Source organism: Arthrobacter globiformis (genome assembly GCF_046536215.2).
GTDB classification, from domain to species: domain Bacteria; phylum Actinomycetota; class Actinomycetes; order Actinomycetales; family Micrococcaceae; genus Arthrobacter; species Arthrobacter globiformis_E.
Genome location: NZ_CM143421.1, coordinates 1,415,590 through 1,441,750, shown reverse-complemented (window position 1 = coordinate 1,441,750; position 26,161 = coordinate 1,415,590). Strand labels below are relative to the sequence as shown.

Annotated in this window: 23 protein-coding genes; 14 read left to right on the top strand and 9 right to left on the bottom strand. The window is 68.1% G+C overall.

The features are described 5' to 3' along the window. The first annotated feature begins 54 nt into the window (after nt 1-54). From R5O87_RS06535 to R5O87_RS06525, 3 genes are all read left to right on the top strand, one after another. The gene (locus R5O87_RS06535; protein ID WP_410555741.1) at nt 55-696 is read left to right on the top strand and encodes a hypothetical protein; all 642 of its coding nucleotides are present in this window, start codon (nt 55-57) and stop codon (nt 694-696) included. A gap of 67 nt (nt 697-763) precedes the next feature. Beyond that, a complete protein-coding gene (ligA, locus tag R5O87_RS06530; protein WP_410555740.1) occupies nt 764-3,091 on the top strand; it encodes an NAD-dependent DNA ligase LigA in 2,328 nt (775 codons plus the stop codon). Further along, entirely contained in the window at nt 3,088-3,927 is an 840-nt protein-coding gene (locus R5O87_RS06525; protein WP_410555739.1) for an inositol monophosphatase family protein, read from the top strand. The genes ligA and R5O87_RS06525 overlap by 4 nt, the downstream gene beginning before the upstream one ends. Before the next feature lie 121 nt (nt 3,928-4,048). Here the strand turns inward: R5O87_RS06525 and R5O87_RS06520 are convergent, their stop codons facing one another. The 5 genes from R5O87_RS06520 to R5O87_RS06500 all read right to left on the bottom strand — a co-directional run bounded on the left by R5O87_RS06520 (nt 4,049) and on the right by R5O87_RS06500 (nt 8,978). Beyond that, complete coding sequence (locus R5O87_RS06520; protein WP_410555738.1) at nt 4,049-4,561, bottom strand: cupin domain-containing protein; 513 nt, start codon at nt 4,559-4,561, stop codon at nt 4,049-4,051. Between the two features lie 82 nt (nt 4,562-4,643). After that, nucleotides 4,644-5,993, bottom strand: coding sequence for an LLM class flavin-dependent oxidoreductase (locus tag R5O87_RS06515; RefSeq protein WP_410555737.1), 1,350 nt, complete (start codon nt 5,991-5,993; stop codon nt 4,644-4,646). A 107-nt stretch (nt 5,994-6,100) separates the two neighbouring features. Beyond that, nucleotides 6,101-6,859, bottom strand: coding sequence for an ABC transporter ATP-binding protein (locus tag R5O87_RS06510; RefSeq protein WP_410555736.1), 759 nt, complete (start codon nt 6,857-6,859; stop codon nt 6,101-6,103). Further along, nucleotides 6,835-7,803: an ABC transporter permease gene (locus R5O87_RS06505; protein WP_410555734.1), complete on the bottom strand. Its 969-nt coding sequence runs from the start codon at nt 7,801-7,803 to the stop codon at nt 6,835-6,837. The genes R5O87_RS06510 and R5O87_RS06505 overlap by 25 nt, the downstream gene beginning before the upstream one ends. Further along, nucleotides 7,800-8,978, bottom strand: coding sequence for an ABC transporter substrate-binding protein (locus R5O87_RS06500; protein ID WP_410555733.1), 1,179 nt, complete (start codon nt 8,976-8,978; stop codon nt 7,800-7,802). Before R5O87_RS06500 ends, R5O87_RS06505 begins: the two co-directional genes overlap by 4 nt. A gap of 422 nt (nt 8,979-9,400) precedes the next feature. On the opposite strand from R5O87_RS06500, the gene R5O87_RS06495 reads away from it, so the two are divergent. Then, on the top strand, nt 9,401-9,913 hold the full coding sequence (locus R5O87_RS06495) for a GNAT family N-acetyltransferase (protein ID WP_410555732.1): 513 nt from the start codon (nt 9,401-9,403) through the stop codon (nt 9,911-9,913). Between the two features lie 41 nt (nt 9,914-9,954). Continuing rightward, a complete protein-coding gene (locus R5O87_RS06490; protein WP_410555731.1) occupies nt 9,955-10,338 on the top strand; it encodes a RidA family protein in 384 nt (127 codons plus the stop codon). A gap of 421 nt (nt 10,339-10,759) precedes the next feature. Here R5O87_RS06490 and R5O87_RS06485 read toward each other — a convergent pair whose 3' ends face one another. Continuing rightward, nucleotides 10,760-11,422 (bottom strand): response regulator, encoded by a 663-nt coding sequence (locus tag R5O87_RS06485; RefSeq protein ID WP_410555730.1) that lies wholly within the window; start codon nt 11,420-11,422, stop codon nt 10,760-10,762. Nucleotides 11,423-11,504: 82 nt separating this feature from the next. After that, complete coding sequence (locus R5O87_RS06480; RefSeq protein WP_410555729.1) at nt 11,505-13,232, bottom strand: sensor histidine kinase; 1,728 nt, start codon at nt 13,230-13,232, stop codon at nt 11,505-11,507. Nucleotides 13,233-13,431: 199 nt separating this feature from the next. Between R5O87_RS06480 and R5O87_RS06475 the strand changes: the two genes are divergently transcribed. The 4 genes from R5O87_RS06475 to gatB all read left to right on the top strand — a co-directional run bounded on the left by R5O87_RS06475 (nt 13,432) and on the right by gatB (nt 18,626). Beyond that, on the top strand, nt 13,432-14,916 hold the full coding sequence (locus tag R5O87_RS06475) for a CitMHS family transporter (RefSeq protein ID WP_410555728.1): 1,485 nt from the start codon (nt 13,432-13,434) through the stop codon (nt 14,914-14,916). Between the two features lie 339 nt (nt 14,917-15,255). Beyond that, on the top strand, nt 15,256-15,552 hold the full coding sequence (gene gatC, locus R5O87_RS06470) for an Asp-tRNA(Asn)/Glu-tRNA(Gln) amidotransferase subunit GatC (RefSeq protein ID WP_003802035.1): 297 nt from the start codon (nt 15,256-15,258) through the stop codon (nt 15,550-15,552). Between the two features lie 3 nt (nt 15,553-15,555). Continuing rightward, nucleotides 15,556-17,118, top strand: a complete 1,563-nt coding sequence (gene gatA, locus R5O87_RS06465) for an Asp-tRNA(Asn)/Glu-tRNA(Gln) amidotransferase subunit GatA (protein WP_410555727.1) — start codon at nt 15,556-15,558, stop codon at nt 17,116-17,118. Beyond that, entirely contained in the window at nt 17,118-18,626 is a 1,509-nt protein-coding gene (gene gatB, locus R5O87_RS06460; protein ID WP_410555726.1) for an Asp-tRNA(Asn)/Glu-tRNA(Gln) amidotransferase subunit GatB, read from the top strand. Before gatA ends, gatB begins: the two co-directional genes overlap by 1 nt. Before the next feature lie 95 nt (nt 18,627-18,721). Here the strand turns inward: gatB and R5O87_RS06455 are convergent, their stop codons facing one another. Continuing rightward, nucleotides 18,722-19,630, bottom strand: coding sequence for a LysR family transcriptional regulator (locus R5O87_RS06455; protein ID WP_410555724.1), 909 nt, complete (start codon nt 19,628-19,630; stop codon nt 18,722-18,724). A 133-nt stretch (nt 19,631-19,763) separates the two neighbouring features. Between R5O87_RS06455 and tdh the strand changes: the two genes are divergently transcribed. From tdh to R5O87_RS06430, 5 genes are all read left to right on the top strand, one after another. Next, entirely contained in the window at nt 19,764-20,810 is a 1,047-nt protein-coding gene (gene tdh / locus R5O87_RS06450) for an L-threonine 3-dehydrogenase (protein WP_410555723.1), read from the top strand. A gap of 89 nt (nt 20,811-20,899) precedes the next feature. Continuing rightward, the gene (locus tag R5O87_RS06445; RefSeq protein WP_410555722.1) at nt 20,900-22,096 is read left to right on the top strand and encodes a glycine C-acetyltransferase; all 1,197 of its coding nucleotides are present in this window, start codon (nt 20,900-20,902) and stop codon (nt 22,094-22,096) included. Between the two features lie 44 nt (nt 22,097-22,140). Then, on the top strand, nt 22,141-23,283 hold the full coding sequence (locus tag R5O87_RS06440) for an NAD(P)/FAD-dependent oxidoreductase (protein WP_410555721.1): 1,143 nt from the start codon (nt 22,141-22,143) through the stop codon (nt 23,281-23,283). An 11-nt stretch (nt 23,284-23,294) separates the two neighbouring features. Continuing rightward, nucleotides 23,295-24,506 (top strand): amidohydrolase family protein, encoded by a 1,212-nt coding sequence (locus R5O87_RS06435; protein WP_410555720.1) that lies wholly within the window; start codon nt 23,295-23,297, stop codon nt 24,504-24,506. A 111-nt stretch (nt 24,507-24,617) separates the two neighbouring features. After that, entirely contained in the window at nt 24,618-25,406 is a 789-nt protein-coding gene (locus tag R5O87_RS06430; RefSeq protein WP_377994132.1) for a DeoR/GlpR family DNA-binding transcription regulator, read from the top strand. A 34-nt stretch (nt 25,407-25,440) separates the two neighbouring features. Here the strand turns inward: R5O87_RS06430 and R5O87_RS06425 are convergent, their stop codons facing one another. Continuing rightward, nucleotides 25,441-26,121 (bottom strand): histidine phosphatase family protein, encoded by a 681-nt coding sequence (locus R5O87_RS06425; protein ID WP_410555719.1) that lies wholly within the window; start codon nt 26,119-26,121, stop codon nt 25,441-25,443. Between the last annotated feature and the right edge of the window lie 40 nt (nt 26,122-26,161).

The window sequence follows — 26,161 nt, the reverse complement described above, 5'->3', positions numbered from 1 at the left end:
TACCCGGGACAAAACTGGGCGCGGGGTATCCTGCGCGGCTGCAAAGGTACTTCCATGATCCGAACCACTCGTCTGCGCGGCGCGCTGCTGCCCGGAATTGCCGCCGCCATGCTGGCTTTCACCGTTGCGGCCGGCGCCGCCGGAACGGCGCAGGCGGCCTGCCTGCCCGAGCAACAGTGCACCGAATCACCGGTACCGGTCGCCCCGCCGTCGTCCGGTTCCCCGGCTCCGACGACGGCGGCTCCCGTCCCGGCGCCTGCTCCGGCGCCGGCGCAGCCGCCGGCACGGAAGGCACCTGCGCCTGCGCCGGCCCCCGCTCCTGTGCGGCCCGTGGCGCCTGCGGCGCCGCGCGTTGCCCCCGTGCCGTCCGTCCCCGCTCCCGCGATGACGCCTTTGGCGCCGCAGCCGGCCGATGCCGGGGCTGCAGTGGTGGTGGCGACACTCGCGGCGGTTCCGGTGACCACCGCTTCCGCTACCCCCGCCCCGTCGTCCTCCGCCCCTTCGGCCGAATCCAGCTGGACCAAACCGATCGCCACCCCGGTCCAGGCCAGCCAGGCCGCCGCCGTCGTGGTCGCGGACAAGAGCTCCGGGATTGGCATCTTCGGCCTGTTTGCCGTCATGGGCGGTGTCCTCCTGGTGGGTCTGGGCGGGCTGGCCTTCGCACTGTGGAGCCGCAACCGCCCCGGTCACTGGTAGGGCTCCTACCGGCACGGGAGGCCTGCCGCCTCGGCAAAATGTCCCTGCCGTAAGGCAAGATAGGTCTGTGAGCACACCATCAGGCCCCACAGATAACGCAGATACGGGAACCGCCGCAGCCACCGGAACTGACCAGCTTGAGCCGGAAGCCGTTCCCTCTGAGTCGGTACGGGATGAGTACGAGAACCTGGCGGACCTCGTCCGGAAGTACCGCTTCGCGTATTACCAGGAGGACGAACCCCTGGTCTCCGACGCCGAGTTCGATACTCTCTTTCGCCGGCTGGAGGAACTCGAGGCGCTGCATCCGGAGCTCGTCTCCAATGACTCGCCCACGCAGGAGGTTGGCGGGGAAGTGTCCGCGGCCTTTGCCGCCGTCGAACACCTCCAGCGCATGTACAGCCTGGAGGACGTGTTCTCCATCGACGAACTGAAGGCCTGGATCGCCAAGGCGGAGGCAGGGGTCGCCAAGTCCGGGAATCCGGACGCAGCCTGGCTCACCGAGCTGAAAATTGACGGCCTGGCCGTGAACCTGCTCTACCGGGACGGCAAGCTGGTCCGGGCCGCGACCCGCGGCGACGGCACCACCGGCGAGGACATCACGCACAATGTGCTCACAATCAAGGAGATCCCGCAGCAGCTCAGCGGCACCGGGTTTCCCGCCGAGATGGAAATCCGCGGCGAGGTGTTCATCCCGTCCAAGGCGTTCGCCGAATTCAACGAGGCGCTGATTGAGGCTGGCAAGGCGCCGCTGGCCAACCCGCGCAATGCCGCAGCAGGCTCGCTCCGGCAGAAGGACCCGGCAGAAACCGCCAAGCGCCCGCTGCAGATGTTCGTCCACGGAATCGGCGCCCGTGAGGGCCTCCAGGCCGCCAGCCAGTCGGAGACCTACCGGCTCCTCTCGGAATGGGGACTGCCGGTCAGCCCCTACTTCGAGGTTCTGGGCAGCCCCGCCGACGTGCTGGCATTCATCGAAAAATACGGGGACAAGCGGCACAGCCTGCTCCACGAGATCGACGGCATCGTGGTGAAGATCGACGACTTCGCCACCCAGCGCGCCCTGGGCTACACCACCCGGGTCCCGCGCTGGGCAGTCGCCTACAAGTACCCGCCCGAGGAAGTGCACACCAAGCTGCTGGACATCGCGGTCAACGTCGGCCGCACCGGCCGGGTTACGCCGTTCGGGATTATGGAGCCCGTCAAGGTCGCCGGCTCCACCGTGGGAATGGCCACCCTGCACAACCAGGACGTGGTCAAGGCCAAGGGCGTCAAGATCGGCGACATCGTGGTCCTGCGGAAAGCCGGGGACGTCATCCCCGAGATCGTCGGCCCGGTGCTGGCGCTGCGGGACCAGCAGGACCCGCCCGTGCGCGATTTTGTGATGCCCACCGAATGCCCGTCCTGCGGAACGCCGCTCGCGCCCGGGAAAGAAGGGGACGTGAACATCCGCTGCCCCAACGCCAGGTCCTGCCCGTCGCAGCTGCGTGAGCGCGTGTTCCATGTAGCCAGCCGCGGGGCGTTCGACATCGAGGCCCTCGGCTGGGAGGCCGCGATCGCGCTGACCCAGCCGACGGAACCTGAGGTCCCGCCGCTGGTCAGCGAGGCGGCCCTGTTCGACCTGACGCCGGAGGACCTGGAACCGGTGAAGATCCGGCGCGAGAAGCGGTCCAAGGGTGTCCCCACCGGTGAGTTCGAGCTGGTGCCCTACTTCTACAGCAAAGGCACGGCCAAGACGCCCTCGAAGCCGACTGCCACCACCGCGAAGCTCTTCACCGAACTCGAAAAGGCCAAGACCCAGCCGCTGTGGCGCGTCCTGGTGGCACTGTCCATCCGGCACGTCGGTCCCCGGGCGTCGCGCGCCCTGGCCAACCACTTCGGCACCATGGACGCCATCCGGCAGGCTTCCGAGGAGGAGCTCGCGGGCGTGGACGGGGTAGGCCCTACCATCGCCGCAGCCCTCAAGGAATGGTTTGCCGAGGACTGGCACGTGGAGATCATCGACCGCTGGGCAGCAGCCGGGGTCCGGATGAAGGACGAGCGGGACGAATCCACGCCGCGCACCCTCGAGGGGCTGACCGTCGTGGTCACCGGAACCCTGGAAAGCTTCAGCCGCGACGAGGCCAAGGAAGCCATCCTGGTCCGCGGCGGCAAGGCAGCGGGATCGGTCTCGAAGAAGACCAGCTACCTGGTGGCCGGTGACAACGCCGGCACCAAACGGGACAAGGCCGAGCAGCTGGGCGTGCCCATCCTGGACGAGGACGGTTTCCGGGAACTGCTGGCCAACGGGCCGGCCGTGGCTGACGGGGATGACGCAGCCGGCGGCGCCGGGGAACCTGACGCGAAAACTGACGATCCCGAGGCAACCGCCGTGTCGGGCAACGGGGAGGATTCCGAGTGACACTGGATACTGCAAAGCGCGTGGACCTGACCGCGCTCCTCGACGTGGCCAAGTCCGCCGCGGCGGCCGGTGCCGGTGTACTGGCCGAACGCAGCAACGGCGCTCTGGACTCGGGGACGGTGGCCAACAAAGGCGAAGCCGGCGACTGGGTCACCGCCTTCGATGTTGCCGCCGAGGAAGCCGTACGCACCGCCATCCGCAGTGCGCGGCCGGGCGACGTGATCACCGGCGAGGAACACGGGACCACGCGGCCCGAGCAGCCGACCGGGCTGCGGTGGTCCATTGATCCGCTGGACGGCACCACCAACTTCATCCGCAACATCGTCTACTACGCCACCTCCGTGGCGGTTGCCGATTCCGACGGCGTCTGGCTGGCCGGCGTCGTACATGCCCCCGCGCTGGGGCGCGTGTACTACGCTTCCCGGGGCCAGGGTGCCTGGCTGGAGCAGGATGGAAAGCGGGTGCAGCTCACCGGCCCGGTTCCCGGGCGAACCGGCCAGCTCCTGTCCACCGGCTTCAGCTACGACCCGGACGTGCGCGCGGAGCAGTTCGCGGCGCTGGGCAGTTTCGTGGACGGCTTCGCGGACGTGCGGCGGCTCGGCTCGGCTGCCCTGGACCTCTGCATGGTTGCCGACGGAACAGTCGACGCCTTCGGAGAGCGCGGCCTGAACGAGCACGACTTCGCCGCGGGTGCGCTGGTGGCCGAGGAAGCCGGGTGCTGGGTGCGGCGCCCGCGGCTCACCAGCCCGCTGGAGGGAGGGCCCTCAGCCGAGGAACGGCTGTCGGCCTGGACATGCGCGGGCACGCTGGAGATGTCCGGCAAGTTCCCGCTGTAGTTCTCACGCGCGTTCATTCGCGCCTTTGCACGCACCGCCGCCCGGGCCAAGTGCGGCCCGGGCGGTTCTGCGCGGTTCACGTGCGGGCGGTTCACGTGCGCGCCGTTCACCTACGCGTGGTTTACATCCGCGGCGGGGTCAGGTTGTAGCGCGCAATAATATCCGGCAGCCAGGGCGCCTCGGCGAAGCGCAGGCCGAAGTGGGCCGCGAGTTTCTCGACCGTCTCGGGGTCCGGCAGTCCGGCTTCGATGTGGTTGGCAAGGCCCCAGAAGAAGTGCTCAAATCCGGCCGGACTGATCACCTCGATCGTGCGGGCGGGCACCTTCCCCGCGTTCCACATGGTGTGAAGTTCGTTCCGTGGCTTGGTGATGTACCCGCCCGCACCCAGGACCGCCTCGCGGTCACCGGAGCGGAACCCTATCTCGCCCTCGATGACGATCGAGTACTCGTCTTCGCGGGTGTGGATGTGAGGCGGCACCAGCGCGCCCACCGGGAACGGGTGCTCCACGATGGACAGCTGCTGGTTGGTGTCCTCGCCAAAGAGCTTGAACACGACGCCGATGCCGCCGAGCGGTGCTTCCCTGCCTTGTCCGGGCTGCACGACGGTAAGCCGCGGAGCCCCTTCCTCATTCATGGGCTCTTCCCTTCATTCCGTTGCACCGCGAATGTTGTTGAACACGCGGTGCAGGAATTATGGTCCCGGCGGGCGTCCGGGTCTACACCGAATTCAAAGCGAGCGCGCCGGAGTACCGGTTCAGCGGCCGCTCCAGGCCGTAGTGCTCGCGCAGCGTGTTGCCGGTGTACTCGGCGCGGAACAGGCCTCTTGCCCGGAATACCGGAACCACGTGGTCCACGAATGTTTCCAGCCCTGACGGGAGCACCGCGGGCATGATGTTGAAACCGTCCGCGGCGCCGTTCCGGAACCACAGTTCGATGGCGTCTGCCACCTGTTCCGGCGTCCCTGTGAAGGTCCGGTGCCCGCGCCCGCCGCCAAGCCGGGCGATGAGCTGCCTGACGGTCAGGTTCTCCCGGCGGGCCAGCCGGACGATCAGCGTGTACCGGCTTTTCGCGCCCTCGATCTCATCTTCGTTGGGCAGGTCCGCCGGGAGCTGGCGGTCCAGGGCAAGATCGTCAGGATCCACCCGCAGTGTCCTGGCCAGCTGCACCCTCGCGTACTCCGGCTTGATGAGGTCCTCAAGTTGCTGGTCCAGCCTCCGGGCTTCGCTTTCGGTGGACCCGATCACCGGCACGATGCCCGGGAGGATTTTGATTCCTCCCGGATCCCGACCCGCGGCCGCAGCCCGGCTTTTCAGGTCGGAGTAGAAGGACTGTGCATCGGCGAGGGTCTGCTGGGCGGTGAAGACCGCCTCGGCGTATCTGGCAGCGAGGTCCTTGCCGTCCTCGGACGAGCCCGCCTGGACCAGCAGCGGATAGCCCTGCGGGGAGCGCGGGACGTTCAGCGGCCCCTGCACGCTGAAATGCTTGCCTGTGTGATTGATGGGCCTGACCCGCTCGGGATCGGCCCAGATCCCGGACTCCTTGTCCGCCACCACGGCGTCGTCGTCCCAGCTGTCCCAGAGCTTGCCGGCCACATCGAGGAACTCCGCCGCCCGCTCGTAGCGCGCCGCATGGGATGGCTGGTCATCGATGCCGAAGTTGCGGGCGGCGTCAGGGCCCGCCGTCGTCACCACATTCCAGCCGGCGCGGCCGCCGCTGACCACATCGACGGAGGCGAAACGCCGCGCCAGGTTGTAGGGATCGTTGTATGTGGTGGAAGCCGTGGCGATCAGGCCGATCTTCTCCGTCACCGCCGCCAGGGCCGTCAGGAGAATTGTGGGCTCCAGCCGCCCGGCGGGCCGCCGGCCGACGTCACCGAAGATCACGGGGGAGTCGGCGAAGAACACGGAGTCGAACTTTCCGCGTTCCGCGATGGTGGCGAGGTTCTGGAAGTGGCGGACGTCGGTCCCCGCCAGGGGGTCGCTTTCCGGCAGCCGCCAGGACGCCTCGTGGTGGCCGGTGCTCATCAGGAAGGCGTTCAGGTGCAGCGTGCGTTCGGGAGTGCTCATGGTTCGGTCCTTTTCGAAAGTGTCTGGCTGTCGACATGCCGGGGCGTGGGCTTCTGGCCTGGCGTTCCGGGCTGAAGTTACCCGGCTGAAGTTTCTGTCCCGGAGTTCTACGCGGCGGCTTCTACGCGGTGCCGGTCCACACCCAGGGCTCCCAGCAGGTCGGCGTGCAGCCCTGCAAAGCCGGCGTCGTCCGGGGCGCGGTTGGTTCCAGTAATGACCTTCCGTTCCAGCGCCACCCTGCCGTGGTCCAGCACGACGATGCGGTCCGCTAGCGCGATCGCCTCATCCACGTCATGGGTGACCAGGAGCACGGCAGGCTGATGGGCGGCCACCAGGTCCGCGAGCAGGCCGTGCATCTTGAGCCGGGTCAGCGCGTCCAGCGCCCCGAAGGGCTCATCCGCCAGCAGCAGTTCGGGATCGCGGACCAGGGATCTGGCCAGCGCCACGCGCTGCTGTTCCCCGCCGGAGAGCTGATGGGGCCAGGCCTTTTCGCGTCCGGCGAGTCCCACTTCGGCGAGCGCACGGCGGCCGCGTTCTTCGGCGTCGTGATCCTGCAGGCCCAGCGTGACGTTCCCCAGCACCGAGTCCCAAGGGAGCAGCCGGGAGTCCTGGAAGACCACCGAGACTTTGGCAGGAACGGTGACCGTTCCGCTACCGCTGACCTCATGGTCCAGCCCGGCGAGGGCGCGGAGCAGGGTGCTTTTGCCGCAGCCGCTGGGACCGAGCAGCGCCACAAACTCGCCGGGTGCGATGTCGAGGTCCACGCCGTTCAGGACGCCCTTGGGTCCGTAGCCGCGGATGAGGCCGCGCACGCTGACCGTTGCAGTTGGGGCGTTCGGGGTCAGCCGGCCATCGTTCGTTGCCATGACAGTGCCTTTCGTTGCAGGAGTTGGACGGCGCCGTCCGACAGGAGGCCGAGGATTCCGTAGACGGCCAGGCCGAGGACAATGATGTTGGTTTGGCCGTACGTGCGGGCGAGCTCCATCATGTAGCCGATGCCGCTGGTTGAGTTGATCTGTTCGACGACGACGAGGGAGACCCAGGCGCCTGTCACCGCGAAGCGCAGACCGAGGAAGAAACCCGGCAGGGCTCCCGGCAACACCACTCGCTTGATGAAGGCCAGGCGGCTCAGCCGCACTGTCTGGGCCAGCTCCACGTATTTGGTTTCGATGCTGCGGAGTCCGGCGTGGGTCTGCAGGTAGATGGGGACGAACACTCCGAGGGTGATGGTGAGGACCTTCATGGTCTCGTCGATCCCGAACCACAGGACGAGCAGCGGCAGGAGTGCGAGGGACGGGATGGCTCTCTTGATCTGCACCGGTCCGTCCACCAGGGCCTCGCCCACTCGGCTAAGCCCGGAAGCCAGGGCAAGAACCACGCCGAGGACGATTCCGAAGAACAGCCCCAGGGCCGCCCGCTGGGCAGAAATTCCGAGGTGCTCCTGCAGTTTCCCCGAGGCCAGTTGCTCACCGGCGGTGGCCACGACGTTCCATGGTTCGGAGAGGATGCGCGGGTCAAGCAGGCCCGCGCCGGAGGCGAGGCACCACGCGGCCAGAAGCAGTGCCGGGCCGGCGAGGGCGGCGAACCGGCGCCGCGGTCCCGGGCCCAGGCGCCGGGTCAGCGGCCGGCGGTCGGCTGCTTCGGAGCTGCTTGGATTTCCGTTGCCTTGTTCGTTGCCTTGTTTAGCGTTGTTTGATTCGCCGTGGCTGGGTTCGCCGTCGCTGGGACCCCGGCCTGGCTGACCGGTGCCGGTGCCGGCGGGCCGGGACACGCCGGCGGCCAGTTTCCGCACCAGCACTCCGGCGGTCATGGCCGGGCCCCGGTGGCTACGGCGGATGGAGTGGCAGCCGGGGCCGGTGCAGCAGCCGAGGCCGGTGCTGCAGGTGAGGCGCCCGATGCTGCAGCTTTGGCTTCTGCGAAGGCGGTGCCGCCAATCGACTCAAACCGGAGGTCGTAGAGCTTGTGGGCGTCAAACTGCGGCTTCTGCTGTTCGCGGGCCAGCAGATCGATGGTCTGCTGGTGACGGGCGATGGCATCTGTCCATGAGGTGGGGATGTCCTTCCGCCCGGCCGCCTTGATGAGGTAGTCGCCGTCTTCTGCGCTCAGGTTCTGGTTGCGGACGTAGTACCCGTCGCGCCATTCCTTGGGATGGTCCTCGATCCAGCGCTGGGCGGCGCCCCAGCGCTGCACGTATTCACGAAGGGCGGCCGCCTTGGCCGGGTCCTGCAGCACCTGGACCGGAGCGTACAGATGGCCCGGATCGTCGCGGAGGCCGTGCTTGATGGTGGTAGCACCTTCGCCGCCGTACTTGGCAAGGTAGCGCTTGATGTTGACGCCGCCCAGGGGAGCGGCGTCCACCTGCTTTGCCGCCAGGGCGGTGGGGTAGACGTCCCCGGTGCTGGGCAGTTCCACGAGCCTAACGTCGCTCTGCTTGAGCCCCGCCTTTTCCAGGATCCGCAGGACCAGCGCGCCCTGTGCCTGGCCCGGGCTGTAGGCGATCTTCCTGCCCCGCAAGTCGGCAAGGCTGCTGATGCCCGCGTTCGGCGCAATGCCCAGTTCGTAGAGCGGGAACCGGACCGCGTCCGCGCGGTACTGGCTGGCGACGATCTTCACGTCCAGGCCGGTCCACGTGGCGTGGATCGGCGGGATGTCCGCCACCGAGCCGACGTCGAGGGCCTTGGCGCGGAACGCCTCAGTGGTCTGCGGGCCGCCGGACAGGTTGGCGAACTTGATGGGGAAGGTGAACTTATCGATCTGCCCGGACAGTTGCAGCGCCACCTGCGTGGTCGGATCGCCCACCACCAGTTCGGTGCCGGCCGGAACCGTGGAGGCCAGCGGCGCCTTCAGTGCATCGGAGTCTGTTTCGCCGGCCGCAGTGGCCTGGACGCTGCAGGCTGTCAGCGCGGCGATGGCGGGAAGGGCAATGGACCAGGCCAGCAGCTGGCGGCGGGTGGGACGCTTCGGACGGTCTAAGTGCGGCGGCATGGGGGATCCTCCTCGGTTGGCGGTGCGGGTGGGTGGACACCACTAAACACGCCCCCGAGCACAGGAGCCAGCGTGCGGGTCGCAAGCCGAAACCGCCGGAAACCCCCGGAAATCCGGCGCAAGAAAGCCGCAATGCCGGGTTATTCGGAGCCTTCCGGAGCCTCGCTTCGTAACACCGCGAGGCTCCTGTGGAGAGCGGCGCGGAAGCGGCGCCGGAAACCGCCGGACCGTCGTCGTAACTCGGCCGGGGCGTCGTCGTAACTCGGCCGGGCCGTCGTCGGGCATGGTTCCCGGACCGTCGTCGGGTTGCCCCGAATGGTTCCGGGCTGCGGCGGGAGCGCCGCCGTCGGTAACGTGATAGTTCAGTCACGGAAACAGCCGTTTCGCGGGGTGCATCGGTTGGCCGGCACTACCATTGACGGGTGCAGCCGCAGATCACCGTCCGTCCCGCCGTCCCCGCCGACTTTGCGGCCATCGCCCGCATCACCCGGGACGCCTATCTGGCGGCCGGATATTTCGAGACCGCTGACCATCCGTACATGAAGCAGATCCAGGACGTGGCCACCCGTGCAGAACTGGCCACCATCTGGGTGGCAGAGCGAGCCGGAACGATTGTCGGCTCCGTGACGCTGGCGCTGGCCGGTGAGAAGTATGCCGATATCGCGCTCGACGACGAGCTGGAGTTCCGCATGCTGGTGGTGGACCCTGCCGTGCAGCGCAGCGGTGCCGGCCTGGCCCTGGTCGAAGCGATCATTGCGCACGCCAGATCACTGGACGGGATCCGTGCCGTGGCGCTGACCACCGGCGGGGACTGGGAAAGCGCCCACGGGCTGTACCGAAAAACGGGCTTCCGCCGGGTGCCCGAGCGCGACTGGTATGTGCCCGGCACCGACATAAAGCTGCTGGTTTTCAGGCTGGAGGTCCGGCCCGCCTAGAGTGGAGCCGACTTAAAACCCCTAGTGAAAGGCGCAGCAGCATGCGCAAGACGTTCGGCACCGGCTCGGTCTGGGAACAGAAGCTCGGCTACTCCCGCGCGGTCCAGGTGGACAACACGCTTTACATCTCGGCCACCGCTGCCAGCGGCGAGAACGGCATCGTCGGCAGCGACTTCTACGAGCAGACCCAGTTCATCCTGCAGAAGCTCGAGACCGTCCTGGCCGACGCCGGATTCGCGCTCGCCGACGTCGTGCAGTCCAAGCTGTACCTGACGGACATCAGCAAGTGGGAGGACGCCGGCCGTGCGCACGGCGAGGTCTTCGGCGAGATCCGCCCCACGATGTCGCTGGTCCACGTCCTGCCGTTCCTGGATCCGGAAATGCTCGTGGAGATCGAGCTCGTCGCCCAGAAGAGCGCCAGCTAGCTCTTCCCGCCCTGCGCGAACCCGAGCGCGAACTGGCCGGTAATGCCCGCAAATCCCGGTTTTGAGGGCGTTACCTGCCAGTTCGCGCTTTTGTTTTTCCGACGCCGAGTCCCCGGCCTGGGCGGTGTTCTCTGTGCTGTGCTGTGCTGTGCTGTGCTGGCTGTGTTGTGTTGCCGTGCCTGCCGTGTCGTTCTTGGATCCGCAGGCGCTCGCGGAGATCGGGCGCGTCGCGCAGGACAGCACCAGCTAGCTAGTACTACCCACCAAGCGCGAACGTACAGTTGGGACCCTGAACCGGCGAATTCAGGGGCCTCAACTGTACGTTCGCGCCAGGCGCCGGCGCCTCGTGCGCGAACATGCAGGTAATGCCCGCAAATCCCCGCTCTGCGGGCGTTACCTGCCAGTTCGCGCTGTCTGGAGGCTAGGAAGCCGGGAGGCCGTAGCGGTGTTCGGGCCGGCCCGTGGTGCCGTAACGGAGCTGGATCTCGACGGCGCCGTCGTCCGCCAGCGAGGACAGGTACCGCTGGGCGGTGGCCCGGGACACGCCAACCCGCCCTGCCACATCGGCCGCCGAGTACTGCTCGCCCGGAACCAGCGACTCCAGCACTGCCGCCTCCGTCGCCGAACGGGGCTTGGCCGATGGCGAGACGTCACCCGGAATGAGCGCCCGCTTTGCCCGTTCCACGGTGTCCTGGTCCAGAGCTCCGGGCTGGCCAAGGATCCGCCGGTACCGTGCGTAGGAGCGCAGCTGCTGGGACAGCGACTCGGCCGTGAACGGTTTGAGCAGGTATCCGAGGGCGCCGCGCCGGAACGCCGTCCGCAGCGACGCCGCATCCGACGCCGCACTGAGGATCATCGTGTCGACGTCAAGCTGGTGCAGGAGGTCCAGCCCGGAGGCATCCGGCAGGTACACGTCCAACAGCACCAGGTCCGGGCGCAGGCTGTGGATGGACTGCAGCGCCAGCGATGCCGAACCAGCCGGCGGCAACGCCAGAAACCCCGCCACGGAATCCACATAGGCAGCGTGGAGCTTGGCGACGTGGAAGTCGTCATCCACGATCAGCACCCTGAAATCCTCAGACATCCTCGTCCTTCCGTCCGGTCTCCATCAGTCTTGTCGGGAATCCTTCAGCCTTGTCCGGCATCCATCAGTCGTTACGCGCCCATTAGTCTTTCCGCGCGGTGGCGGCCGCGGTGGTGGTGCCGGGCAGCGTGGCCATGAACACGGCGCCGGGGCCGCCGACGTTCCCCGGCTCCAGCACCGTGACGTCGCCGCCGCGCCGCCGGGCCAGCTGACGGGCCAAGGCAAGGCCCAGCCCCTGGCCGCCCCCGGCACGGACCGCGCCCCGCACACCATTGCCGGCCGCCGTCGTAAATCCTTCCGCGAACACCGCCTCCGGATTGCCGCCGTCCGGAAGCCCGTCGCCGGAATCGGCGACGACGACGTGCAGCGTACCGCCGCCGTCGCCCTCGCTGTCCAGCAGCTCAAGCTCCACCCAGCGCTCGGCGGCCGTGCCGGCCACCGCCGCGTTGACCGCGTTGTCGATCAGGTTACCGAGCACCGTAGTGACATCCTGCGGCTCCGTCACCTGCCCGCGCACCAGAGTTTCCGGCCCGATCCGCAACGATACCCCGCGCTCGTCGGCCTCCACGCCCTTCGCGCCGATGAACGCCTGCAGATACGGGTCCTGCAGCAGTTCGGCCTGGTCCACGGGGAACTTCAGCGGACCGGTGGCGGCGAGCCGTTCCAGGTAGTCGCGCGCCTGCTGGTGCTGGCCGATACTCATGAACCCGGCGATCGTGTGCAGCTGGTTGGCGAACTCATGCCGCTGGGCACGCAGGGCGGTGGACATGGTTCCCACGGCGTCGAGCTGCCGGGTCAGGTGCTGGAGCTCCGTGCGGTCGCGCAGCATGACCACCCAGCCCAGGTCTTCGCGGCGGTGGAGCGCCTTCCGGGCGCTGGCGACGAGAACCTGTTCGCCGGCCACGAGTTCCACCGCCTCGCCCTCCCGGGCATCGGGCAGGGTCAGGGCCTTGAGCCGGGCCGGTACCGGTGCGTCCTGCCAGAGCTGACCGGCGAGGTCGGGCTGGCCGAGGAGGCGCTGGGCTGCGGCGTTGAACACGCTGATCCGGCCGTCGGCGGAGATGCCCACCACGCCCTCGTCCACGCCCTCGAGGACCGCCACCTGGTCATGCACCAGCGCGCCGATTTCCTCCGGTTCCAGCCCGAGCGTGAGCCGCTGCAGCCGGCGCCTGAGCAGGAAGGACGCCAGGACCCCGGCAGCCAGCGAGCCGGCCGCGGTCAGCACGATCGGCACGATGTCCCGGGCCAGGCTCTGCCCGATGGACTCGGTGGAATAGCCAACGCTCACCTCGCCAACGACAGTCCGGGGGCCGGTACCGGAAGATACGTCCGGCGCGAACACCGGGACCTTCGCCCCGGCCGACGGGCCCAGCGTTCCGGTATTGCGGGTGGTCACCTCGCGGCCGGCAAGCGCCTCGGACGGGTCTGTACTGACCCGCTCACCCAGCCGGTCGGCGTCGGGATGGGCCAGCCGCAGCCCTGTCTCGTCGGTGATCACCACGAACAGGGCACCGGTGCGGGTGCGGGCGCCCTCGGCCACCGCCATGAGCGGCCCGGCCTTCAGCTCCGCGGGCGGGGGAGTGCCCGCCTGCCGGCTGATGGCCTGCACGTTGGCGCGCACCGAAGGGTCCGACGCCACGGTCCGGGCCAGGGTCAGTGCCTGGTTTTCCGCCTCGCGGCCCAGCCGTTCGAAGGTCAGCCACGCATGCACCGCGCCGCTCAGGAGCACAACGAGCAGAACCACGCCCAGCTGCAGGAGCAGCGTCTGGGTGGAGAACCTGAGCGGAAGCCTGCCGGCGGGGCTCTTCATGGCACTCCTTTGCGGGTCGGACGGGCTGCAGGATGGCGTTTCAGGCTGGCAGCAGTGCGTTTGAGCAAAATGCGCAAAATGCTCCCAATAAGCAGTATGCCAATCAATTGAGCCAAAGGCACTGCCGTGACCGGGGCCACTCTAACCTCTGTAGTACGCATCACACCGGGGTGGTGCCGTTCACTAAAAGGAGCCGGCTGTGCTGGTATTACTTGGATTCGCCATGATCGCGGTTTTCATGGTGCTGATCATGACGAAGAAGTTGACGCCAGTGCTGGCGCTGATCATCGTCCCCACCGTTTTCGGTCTTTTCGCCGGAGCCGGCCTTGGCATCGGTGACATGGTGATGGACTCAATGAAGTCCATGACCTCCACCGCGGCGCTGCTGATGTTCGCCATCATCTACTTCGGCCTGATGATCGACGTCGGGCTGTTCGACCCGCTGGTCAGGTTCATCCTGCGCAAGCTCGGCAATGACCCCGCCAAGGTGGTCCTGGGCACCGCGCTGCTGGCCGCTGCCGTTTCCCTCGACGGCGACGGCTCCACCACCTTCATCCTCACCACCGCCGCCATGCTGCCGATCTACCTCCGCCTGAAGATGAGCCCGGTAGTCCTGACCTGCGTCGCCGGCCTGGCCAACGGCACCATGAACATCGTTCCCTGGGGCGGCCCCACCGCCCGCGCCGCCAGCGCCCTGAAGATCGACGTCAACGAGGTCTTCGTCCCCATGATTCCGTCGCTGGTCGCCGGCCTCGCCGTCGTCCTGGTCTTCGCCTGGATCCTGGGCCTGCAGGAACGCAACCGCCTCCGCGCCACGCAGCCGGAGATCTGGGGAACGCCGGAAACGGCTGAAGGGTTCGACGGCGGTACTCCCGCCGGCTCCGGCCGCACCGGCCGCGGTGGTTCGGGCCGTGGTTCCGCACCTGTTCCCGCAAAGGGCGGCCCCGCCGTCGGCGGTTCCCCTGAAGGTTCGTCGGTTGCCGTCCTGGAGCGCACCGAGATCCTGGTGGACGACACCGACACCGCCATGGCCGACACCGCCCTGGACCCCAACCGCAAGACCCTGCGCCCCAAGCTGCAGTGGTTCAACCTGGCCCTCACCGTTGCCGTCATGGGCATGCTCGTAGCCGACCTCGTGCCCCTGCCGTACGTCTTCATGGTGGGCTCCGCCATCGCACTGCTGGTGAACTTCCCGCACGTCAAGGACCAAGGCGCACAGCTCATTGCCCACGCGCCGTCGATCGTCGCCGTCGTCAGCATGGTGATGGCCGCCGCTGTCCTCACCGGCGTCCTGAAGGGCACCGGCATGGTCGAGGCCATGTCCGCCTGGCTGGTGCAGATCATCCCGTCCAGCATGGGCCCGCTCATGGCAGTCATCACCGGTGTCCTCAGCATCCCCATGACGTTCTTCATGAGCAACGACGCGTTCTACTTCGGCGTGCTGCCCGTCCTGAGCGAGACGGCCGCCCACTACGGCATCAGCGCCGCGGAGATGGCCCGCGCCTCCATCACCGGCCAGCCGTTCCACATGCAGAGCCCGCTGGTCCCCGCCATCCTCCTCCTGGTCTCCCTGGCCAAGGTAGACCTGGGCGACCACCACAAAAAGGTCCTCTGGCGCAGCGCAGTCGTAGCCCTGGTAATGCTAGGAGTAGGAATGCTGACAGGAGCAATCGGCATCCACTAGGGGCTCCGGTACCGGATAGAGAAGCCCCGTACAGGACAAATAAACAAAAGGAAAGCAGAGTGCGGAATGACTCCCGCACTCTGCTTTTCGTTGTGCTGGGACGCTGAAAGTGAGATGGGCACGCCGGCAACGGGACGGATATCCGGAAGCGTGCGTCTAAGCGAGTGCCCCGCCGTCGGGTTCCCTGCCCGAGCTTGCGAGGGGAGGGAACGGCGGGGTGTACGAGCGAGCACGCGGAGGATGTCCGGCCCGGGGCCGGAAGGTGAGTAGCAGGAAACCGGCAGGGCAACGTGACAGTAGACTAGTTCGGAAACCCATTCCGAACTTGCAGGGAGATCCATGGCTGCGATCAACCGTGACGACGTCGCGCACCTAGCGCGGCTCGCGCACATTGAGATGAGTGCTGAAGAGCTGGACAGGATGGCCGGCGAACTCGCCGTCATCGTAGACGCGGTTAAGTCCGTGAGTGAGGCCGCCGGTGACGGCGTTCCGGCCACTTCGCACCCGATTCCGCTGAGCAACGTGTTCCGCGAGGACGAGGTGGGCCACACCTTCACCGCGGAGCAGGCACTCTCCGGCGCTCCGGACTCGGACGCAGACCGCTTCAAGGTCCCGGCAATCCTGGATGAGGACTAGAACATGACTGAAACCAACAGCACGGAACTCATCCGGCTTTCCGCAGCCCAGCTGGCCGCGAAGCTCGCCGCCGGTGAGGTCACCGCCGTCGAGGTCACCCAGGCGCACCTGGACCGCATCGCCGCCGTCGACGGGGGAGAACGCGGCGTCAACGCGTTCCTGCATGTCAACACCGAGGAAGCACTCGCCGTCGCCGCCGAGGTGGACGCCATCCGCGCCGCCGGCGGGCAGGCCGCCGAGGAGCTGCACGAGCTCGCCGGCGTCCCCATCGCCGTCAAGGACCTCATCGTCACCATCGGCCAGCCCACCACGGCCGGCTCCAGGATCCTCGAAGGCTGGCACAGCCCGTACGACGCCACCGTCGTCAAGAAGCTGCGCGCCGCCAAGATGCCGATCCTCGGCAAGACCAACCTGGACGAGTTCGCCATGGGCTCCTCCACCGAGCACTCGGCCTTCGGCCCCACCCGCAACCCGTGGGACCTGGACCGCATCCCCGGCGGTTCGGGCGGCGGCTCCGCTGCCGCCGTCGCAGCCTTCGAAGCGCCGCTGGCGCTCGGCACCGACACCGGCGGATCCATCCGCCAGCCCGGCGCCGTCACCGGCACCGTGGGCGTCAAGCCCACCTACGGCGGCGTGTCCCGCTACGGTGCCATCGCCATGGCATCCTCGCTGGACCAGATCGGCCCGGTTTCGCGCACCGTCCTGGACTCGGCGCTGCTGCAGCAGGTCATCGGCGGCCACGACCCGCACGACTCCACCTCGCTGCCGGACCCGGTGGGCGACCTCGTGGCCGCGGCGCGCCTCGGCAACGTGGACGGCATGAAGATCGGCATCATCAAGGAACTCCACGGCGAGGGCTACCAGGCCGGCGTCGAGAACCGCTTTAACGAGTCGCTCGAGCTGCTCAAGGAGGCCGGCGCGGAAATCGTTGAGGTGTCCTGCCCCAACTTCCAGTACGCCCTGGGCGCCTACTATCTGATCATGCCGTCCGAGGCCTCCTCCAACCTGGCCAAGTTCGACGGTGTCCGCTACGGCCTGCGCGTGCTCCCCGAGGACCCGCCCATGACCATCGAGCGTGTCATGGGCGCCACCCGCGCCGCCGGTTTCGGCGACGAGGTCAAGCGCCGCATCATCCTGGGCACGTACGCGCTGTCCGCCGGCTACTACGACGCCTACTACGGGTCGGCCCAGAAGGTCCGTACGCTCATCCAGCGCGACTTCGAGGCTGCCTTCGCCAAAGCCGACGTCCTGATTTCCCCCACCGCGCCCACCACGGCGTTCAAGCTGGGCGAGAAGCTGGATGACCCGCTGGCGATGTACCTCAACGACGTCGCCACCATCCCCGCCAACATGGCCGGTGTCCCCGGCCTGTCCCTGCCCGGCGGCCTGGCCGACGAGGACGGGCTGCCCGTCGGCATCCAGCTGCTGGCGCCGGCCCGCGAGGACGCCCGCCTCTACCGGGTGGGCGCTGTCCTTGAATCCCTGCTGGAAGCGAAGTGGGGCGGTCCGCTGCTGGACAAGGCCCCGTCGTTGGCTGAGCTTGTCGAAACCCAGGAGGCAAAATAATGAGCACTGACGCAATCCTGAGCTTCGAAGAGGCCATGGAGAAGTACGATCCCGTCCTGGGGTTCGAGGTCCACGTGGAGCTCAACACCAAGACCAAGATGTTCTCCTCCGCGCCCAACGTGTTCGGCGACGAGCCCAACACCAACGTCAACGAGGTGGACCTGGGCATGCCCGGCGTCCTGCCGGTGGTGAACAGGACCGCGGTGGAGTCCTCCATCAAGATCGGCCTGGCGCTGAACTGCAAGATCGCCGAATCCTGCCGCTTCGCCCGGAAGAACTACTTCTACCCGGACACCCCGAAGAACTTCCAGACGTCCCAGTACGATGAGCCGATCGCGTATGACGGCTACCTGGACATCGAACTCGAGGACGGCACCGTGTTCCGCGTCGAGATCGAGCGCGCACACATGGAGGAGGACGCCGGCAAGCTGACCCACCTGGGGGGCTCGGCCGGACGCATCCAGGGCGCGGAATACTCGCTGGTGGACTACAACCGCGCCGGCGTTCCGCTCGTGGAGATCGTCACCAAGCCGATCGAGGGCGCCGGTTCCCGGGCCCCCGAGCTCGCCAAGGCCTACGTCGCCGCCGTGCGTGAAATCGTCAAGAACCTTGGCGTCTCGGACGCCAAGATGGAGCGCGGCAACGTCCGCTGCGACGCCAACGTCTCGCTGCGCCCGCACGGCCGGGAACGCTTCGGCATCCGCTCCGAGACGAAGAACGTGAACTCGCTGCGCGCCGTCGAACACGCCGTCCGCTACGAGATCCAGCGGCACGCCGCCGTCCTGGAGTCCGGCGAGCCGGTGATCCAGGAAACCCGCCACTGGCACGAGGACACACGCACGACGACGTCGGGCCGGGAAAAGTCCGACGCCGACGACTACCGCTACTTCCCGGAGCCGGACCTGGTTCCCGTCGTTCCCTCCCGGGAGTGGGTTGAGGAGCTCCGCGCCACCCTGCCGGAGCCGCCGGCCGAGCGCCGCAAGCGGCTGAAGCAGGACTGGGGCTACTCGGACCTGGAGTTCCGCGACGTCGTCAACGCCGGCGTGCTGGACGAGATCGAAGAAACCATCGCCGCCGGAGCCACCGCGTCCGTGGCCCGCAAGTGGTGGATGGGCGAGATCGTCGGCCGCGCCAAGACCGCCGACGTTGACCCCGGCCAGCTGGGCATCGAACCGGCCACCATCGTGGAACTGAGCAAGATGGTGGAAGCGGGCAAGATCAACAACAAGATGGCCTCCCAGGTCCTCGACGGCGTGCTCGCCGGCGAAGGCACCCCGGCCGAGGTCGTCGAGAAGCGCGGACTGGCCGTGGTCTCCGACGACGGCCCGCTCCTGGAAGCGATCGACGCAGCCCTGGCCGCGCAGCCCGACGTCGCGGAGAAGATCCGCGGCGGCAAGGTGCAGGCCATCGGCGCCATCGTCGGCGGTGTCATGAAGGCCACCCGTGGCCAGGCCGACGCCGGTCGCGTTAAGGAACTGATCCTGGAGAAGCTCGGCGTCACCGCCTAGCCGCATCTCACCCGAAACTGGGTCGCAGCACCGGGGCTTCTGAGCGCTCAGAACGCCCTGTGCTGCGACCCAGTTGGGTTTAACCGTGGCTGGCGCTATCCGTGGCTGAGCCGGGACATGATGTCCTGCAGCGCCTCGCATACCACCCGGACCGAGGCGCGCTTCAGGTTTTCCGGGCGCGCCAGGATGTCGATCCGGCGCCGGGTGCTGATCCCGTGCAGCGGCCGCAGCACAATGTCCGGGTTCAGCACGGGCCGGGCCGTGTGCCGCGGCAGCAGGCCGATCACGCTGCCCGACGCCACCAGCGCCGCCACCGTGGAGTAGTCGTTGATCCGGTGCACGATGTTCAGCTCCCGGCTGGACACCGCGGCGACGGCGGACAGCACGTCCGCGGGGGAGTATCCGGCGCGGCTGGTCACCCAGGGTTCGCCGACGACGTCGGACGCCGTCAGCGCCACCTGCCCGGCCAGCCGGTGGCCCGCCGGCAGCGCCACATCCAGCGGCTCGTGCGCCAGCGGAATCACCGCCACCCTTTCCTCCGGCCACTTGGGACTGTGGTCCATCCGGTGCGCCAGCACCAGGTCGTACCGTGCCGTCAGCGCCGGGAAATCCTGCTGCGCCACATCCTCGTCGGAGAGCAGCACCTTCGGCTTGTCCGGGCCGTCCAGCAGCCGGGCCAGCGGCGCAAACAGCGCCTGCCCCGCGCTGTGGAAACCGCTCACCGTCACCGGCGCCACCGTGGAGCTGTGGTACGCGCCGATCGCCATCCGCGCGTCGGCCATGGCACTGACGACGGCGGCACCCGCGTCGGCCAGCACCTGGCCGGCCTCCGTGAGGACCAGGTTCCGGCCCTCCTTGCGCGTCAGCGGCACCTCGACGCTTTTCTGCAGCTGGGCCAGCTGCTGGGAGACGGCCGACGGCGTGACGAGCAGGGTATCGGCCACGGCCTTGACGCTTCCCAGCGCGCCAAGTTCCCGCAGCATTTCGAGCTGGTGGATCTCCATGCCGTCCATCCTATTCCTTAGCGTTTCCTTAATCGTCGATTGAGAAAATTCCCCTTGTGCTAACGGGTCTGAAGTGGCTCTAATGAAGGGAGAATTCCCCGCATGCCACCGCATGCCGAACGTTAGGAAGCCAATGAAGGCCCTCTACAAGTCCGGCGCACACGCCGGGTTTGAACTGACCGACCGCCCGGAACCCGAGGCGGGATCCGGCGAGGTCAAGATCCGCGTGCTGACCACCGGCATCTGCGGAACGGACCTGCACATCCAGTCCTGGGACGCCTGGGCGCAGGGCATCATCGAGGCGCCGCTGATCGCCGGGCACGAGTTCTACGGCGAGGTCGTGGCCACGGGCGAGGACGTGCGCTACGTCAAAGTGGGCGACCGGGTGTCCGGCGAAGGCCACATCGTCTGCGGGATCTGCCGCAACTGCCGCGCCGGCCGCCGCCAGATGTGCATCCACACGGTCAGCGTGGGCGTGCAGCGGGACGGGGCATTCGCCGAGTACGTCGTCATCCCGGAAACGAACGTCTGGGTGCACCAGGACCCGTCCGTCACACCCGAGCTCGGCGCCATCTTCGACCCGTTCGGCAACGCCGTCCACACCGCGCTGAGCTTCCCGCTGGTGGGCGAGGACGTGCTGATCACCGGCGCCGGACCGATCGGCCTCATGGCCATCGCCGTGGCCCGCCACGCCGGCGCCCGCAAGATCGCCATCACCGACGTCTCCGCACCGCGGCTGGAGCTCGCCCGGCAGCTCGGCGTGGACCTGGCCATCGACGTCTCCAAGACGCGCGTCCGGGAAGCGCAGCGGGAGCTCGGCATGCGCGAGGGCTTCGACATCGGGCTGGAGATGTCCGGCCATCCCACGGCGCTGCCGGAGATGATCGACAACATGAACCACGGCGGACGCATCGCCATGCTGGGCCTTCCCAGCCAGTCCATCGACATCGACTGGGGCAAGGTGGTCACGCACATGCTGACCCTGAAGGGCATCTACGGCCGCGAGATGTTCGAGACCTGGTACGCCATGAGCGCCATGCTGTCCTCCAACCCGGCGGTGCACGCCAGCATCTCCGCCGTGGTCACCGACGTGCTGCCGGCCGCCCAGTGGGAGAAGGGCTTCGAGATCGCAAAGGCTGGCGTCGGCGGCAAAGTGGTGCTCGACTGGTCGGAAGTCTGACCCGCACCCCGGCCCGAAGATCAGGCCCCAAATTCCGGACCTAATCCGTCCACAGTTTCTGACAGTTTCCCAGCCGAGGAGAACCCGCCATGTACTCAGCCATCAAAGACCAGCTCGCCGCCGAGCTGGACGACATCCGCACTGCAGGCCTCTACAAGACCGAGCGGCACATCGACTCTGCCCAGGCCAGCCACATCACGGCCGGGCAGATCGGTGAGTCCGGCTCGCCGGTCCTGAACTTCTGCGCCAACAACTACCTGGGCCTGGCCGACCACCCCGAGATCATCGCCGCGGCCAAGGCCGCCATGGACGAGCGCGGCTTCGGCATGGCCAGCGTCCGGTTCATTTGCGGCACCCAGGACCTGCACCTCGAGCTGGAAGCCGCGGTCTCGAAATTCCTGGGCACGGAGGACACCATCCTGTTCTCCAGCTGCTTCGACGCCAACGGCGGTGTTTTCGAGTCGCTCTTCGGCCCCGAGGACGCCATCATCTCCGACGCGCTGAACCACGCCTCGATCATCGACGGCATCCGGCTCTGCAAGGCACAGCGGTTCCGCTACGCCAACCAGGACATGGCCGACCTGGAGGCGAAGCTAGTGGAGGCGAAGGACGCCCGGCGGAAGATCATCGTCACCGACGGCGTCTTCTCCATGGACGGCTACCTGGCCCCGCTGGAGGCCATCTGTGACCTCGCCGAGAAGCACGACGCCCTGGTGATGGTGGATGACTCCCACGCCGTCGGGTTCATGGGGGCCACCGGTGCCGGGACCCCCGAGCACGCCGGCGTTGCCCACCGGGTGGACATCTTCACCGGCACCTTCGGGAAGGCGCTGGGCGGCGCGTCCGGCGGCTACGTGTCCGGCCGCGGCGAAGTGGTGGCCATGCTCCGGCAGAAAGCCCGCCCCTACCTCTTCTCCAACTCCCTCGCGCCGGCCATCGTGGCGGCCACCATCAAGGCGCTGGAGCTCGTGCAGACCTCCGGTGAACTGCGGGCCAGCCTGTTCCGGAACGCTGAGCTGTTCCGCCGCCGGATGACGGAGGAGGGCTTCGAACTGCTGGACGGCGAGCACGCCATCGTGCCGGTCATGTTCGGCGACGCCGTGCTGGCGGCAAAGGTGGCCGACCAGATGCTGCAGCACGGGGTCTACGTCACCGCCTTCAGCTTCCCCGTGGTGCCGCGCGGAGCCGCCCGCATCCGCGTCCAGCTGTCTGCCGCGCACAGCGCCGACGACGTCGAAACCTGCGTCCAGGCGTTCGTCAAGAGCCGGGACGCGGTGGCTGCATAGGCTCTGCCCCCGGAAAAGCCCGGCGATCTGTAAAGATTGAGCCCATGGCATCAACCTACGACGTAGTCATTGTGGGCGGCGGGATCGCCGGGCTGTCCCTTGCCTCCGCGCTGGCCGGCAAGTGCACCGTTGCCCTCGTGGAGGCGGAGCAGCAGCTGGCGTACCACACGTCCTCGCGCTCGGCCCGGCAGCTGATACCCAGTTACGGCCCGCCGGCGGTGCAGGAACTGACCGTCCGCACCCTGGAACTGATTGCACGGGACGACGCCGGACAGTCCCGGCCCGTGCTGTCGCCGCGGAGCTTTCTGCTCATCGGGGACGACGAAGCGGTGCGGGCCGAGGCCAGCGGCGAGATGCGCCTAGTCAGCCATGACGAAGCGCTCAAGTTGTGCCCGGCGTTGAAGCCTGAGTCCTTCTCCGCCGCGGGCCTGGACACGGGGTCCTTCGGGTGCGACGCCCCGGTGCTGCTGGAAAGGCACCGGGCGCGTGCCGAGGCTGCCGGCGTGGACATCATCACCGGCGCCCGCGTCCACTCGGCCCAGCGGCTTGGATCGGGCTGGGAAATCGGTGCCGGGCAGGAAGGCTTCTCTGCCGGCGTCCTCGTCAATGCCGCCGGCGCCTGGGCCGACGAGCTGGCGGTGCTGAGTGGCGTCGAGAAGATCGGCCTGCAGCCATACCGCCGCACGGCGGCGATTGCCGGCGTCGACCATCCGCTGCAGGAAGGCGCCCCCATGGTGGCTGCCGCCGACGATTCCTTCTACTTCCGCAGGGAAGGCAGCGACGTGCTGATCTCGCCGTCGGAACACGTGGCCAGCCCGGCGGAGGACGCGCGTCCCCGTCCCGGGGACGTGGAGCGGCTCATCGCCCGGCTCAACACCGTGACGACGCTGGGGATCGGGCCCGTCCGGACGGCCTGGACCGGCCTGCGCACCGAGGCGGCCGACGGCGTCCCGGTAGTAGGGTTCGACGCCGAGGCCCGCGGCTTCTACTGGCTCGCCGGCCAGGGCGGCTACGGTTTCCAGACGTCGTCCGGCATCGCTGAACTGGCCGCCGCCCAGATCCTTGCCGGCCCGGATGCCCATGCCAGTGCCGGACCTGGCGCCGGCGCGGGGCAATACAGCGGCGCCGGTCCGGTATCCCGGACGGCGGATGCGCTGGCTGCCACACGCTGGTCCATCCGGCGCTGAAGAATGGATCCATGAGCACGCTGATCACCAACATTGCCGAACTGATGACCCAGGACGCGGAGCACCGCGTCCTCAAGGACGCGGCAGTGGTGATCGAGGGGGAACGGGTCTCCTGGATCGGCCAGGCCTCGGAGGCCCCGGCTGCCGACGACGCCGTGGATGCCGGCGGCCGGGCCCTGCTGCCCGGCTGGGTGGACTCCCACACGCACCTGATCTTCGCCGGCGACCGGACGGCCGAGTTCGAGGCGCGGATGGCGGGGGAGGAGTACAGCGCCGGCGGCATCGCCGTCACCACCGAGGCCACCCGGAACACCGCCGACTACGACCTCACGAGGCTGGCCCAGGGCCGCATTGCCGAGGCCGTGTCGCAGGGCACGACGTACTTTGAGACGAAAACCGGCTACGGCCTGGATGTCGAGCAGGAAGCCAGGAGCGCCCGGATCGCCTCGACCGTGGCGGACGAGGTCACCTATCTGGGCGCGCACCTGGTGCCGGCCGGCCTGGATCCCGACGAGTACACCAAGCTCGCCTGCGGTCCGATGCTGGACGCCGTCCTTCCCTATGTCGGCTGGGCCGACGTGTTCTGCGAAAAGGGCGCCTTTACGGAGGAGCAGTCCCGCGCCGTGCTGCAGGCCTGCCGCGACGCCGGGCTGGGGCTGCGGGTACACGGCAACCAGCTGGGGCACGGCGCCGGCGTCCGCCTCGCGGTGGAGTTCGGCGCGGCGAGCGTGGACCACGTCAACTACCTGTCCGGGCAAGACATCGCAGCCCTCGCCGCCGGCTGGTCCGGCTGGGACGCCGCAGCGGGAACGGGCACGCGGGGAACCGTGGCCACCTGCCTCCCGGCCTGCGACCTCTCCACCCGCCAGCCGCTGGCGCCCGGCCGGCAACTGCTGGATGCCGGCGTGCCAGTGGCGCTCGCGTCCAACTGCAACCCCGGCACGTCCTACACGAGTTCCATGGCGTACTGCGTCACCACCGCCGTCCTCCAGATGGGCCTGAGCGTCCACGAGGCCGTCCGGGCGGCGACGTACGGCGGCGCCCTGGCGCTGCAGCGCGAGTCCGGGAACGACGTCGACGGCGAACGGGCGGTGGGCTCCATCGCCGTCGGACACCGGGCAGACCTGCATCTCCTCAACGCCCCGTCGGCCACCCACCTGGCTTACCGGCCCGGCATGCCGCTCACGCACGCCGTTTGGCGCGCAGGGGTGCGTGCACGGTAGTGTCAGGCGGGGTCATCGGCCGTGTGCGGTGACGCAAAATGATCATTAGGGGTCTGATACAATCAAAAAGCGTCATTTTCCGTGACGTTTTAGGATCCCGAAAGGCCCTGCATGACCCGCACCGACCGACTGACGGCCATTCTTGATCTCCTTGCCGAGGCCGGCCAGGTGGAGGTCGAGGAAATCGTCACCCGGCTCGGCGTATCGCCGGCGACCGCCCGGCGTGACCTGGACAGTCTGGCCAAGCGGCGGCTGCTGACGCGGACCCGCGGCGGCGCCACCACCGGCGCCCTGGCGTACGACCTTCCCGGCAGGTACAACAGGGACGACCACGCCGTGGCCAAGCAGGAGATCGCCCTCGCCGCATCGGCGCTCATCGCCCCGGGCATGGTGATCGGGCTGTGCGGCGGCACCACGAGCACTGCCCTGGCGCAGATCCTGGCCACCCGCGAAGACCTGAACTCGCCGTCGAACCAGCCCACCCTCACGGTGGTCACCAACGCCATCAACATCGCCTCCCAGCTTGCCGTCCGCCCCAACATCAAGGTGATGGTGACCGGCGGCATCCTCAACACCCGGTCCTATGAGCTCGTGGGCCCGTACACGGACATCATCATGCAGAAGGTGGTGCTGGACATTGCCTTTATTGGGGTCAACGGCGTCGACGCCGAAGTGGGGCCCACCAACACCGGCGAGGCCGAGGCAACGGTCAACGCCCTGCTGGCCAGCCGCGCCAGCGTCTCCTACGTGATCGCGGATTCCTCCAAGGTGGGCCGCCGGGCGTTCGCCACCATGGACGGCTACAACTTCACGCGGCTCATCACCGACTCGGGCATTTCCGCGGCGGACAAGGCCGCGTTCGAGGCGCGCGGCACCGAAGTGATCGTGGCCGGCGCCTGACGGGCAACTCGCCGATTAACGGGGAAGACGCCGCCTAGAAGATCACCGGCGGGGCGTCCAGCACCGTTTCGTCCACCCTGCGGTCCACCCACTGGGTGAAGGGCGTGTCGAGTTCGTACTTGCCCAGGCTGTTTTGAACCAACATGCGGACCTCGGCGTTTTCGGGGTTGTTCAGCGACTCGAAGTACTCCACCGACCAGTGGAACCACCGCATGCAGAACAGGCGCATGGTCAGGCCGTGCGTCACCAGCAGGGCGTTGGGGGAGTAGTCCGGCTTGGACCAGTGCCGGTACAGGGTTTCCATGAAGGAGGAGATCCGGTCGTAGACGTCGGAGCCGGACTCTCCCTCCCGGAAGCGGTAGAAGAAGTGGCCGTAGGCGTTGCGGAGTTCCTTTTGGTCCTCGATGTCGCCGGAAAGCTGGAAGTTGGCCCAGTCCTGCTCCCGCAGCCGCGGCTCCTCGATCACCCGTTCCGTCAGCGGGCCAAGGTTCAGCGCCTCGAGCGTCTGGTAGGCGCGCAGGTACGGGGACACGTAAACGCTGACCTGCCGGCCGTCCAGCTCGCGGCGGATGCGCTCCCCGGCGGCCTTCGCCTGCTCCAGCCCCAGCTCAGTCAGCGGAATCCGGTAGTCGGGCACCCTGTTGTAGATGGAGGTGTCCGCGTTGGCCGCGGACTGGCCGTGCCGGATCATGATGATTTTCCCGGGAGCGCTCATAGTTCCCCAGCATAGGGTCAGCCTCCGGCCGGACAGGAAC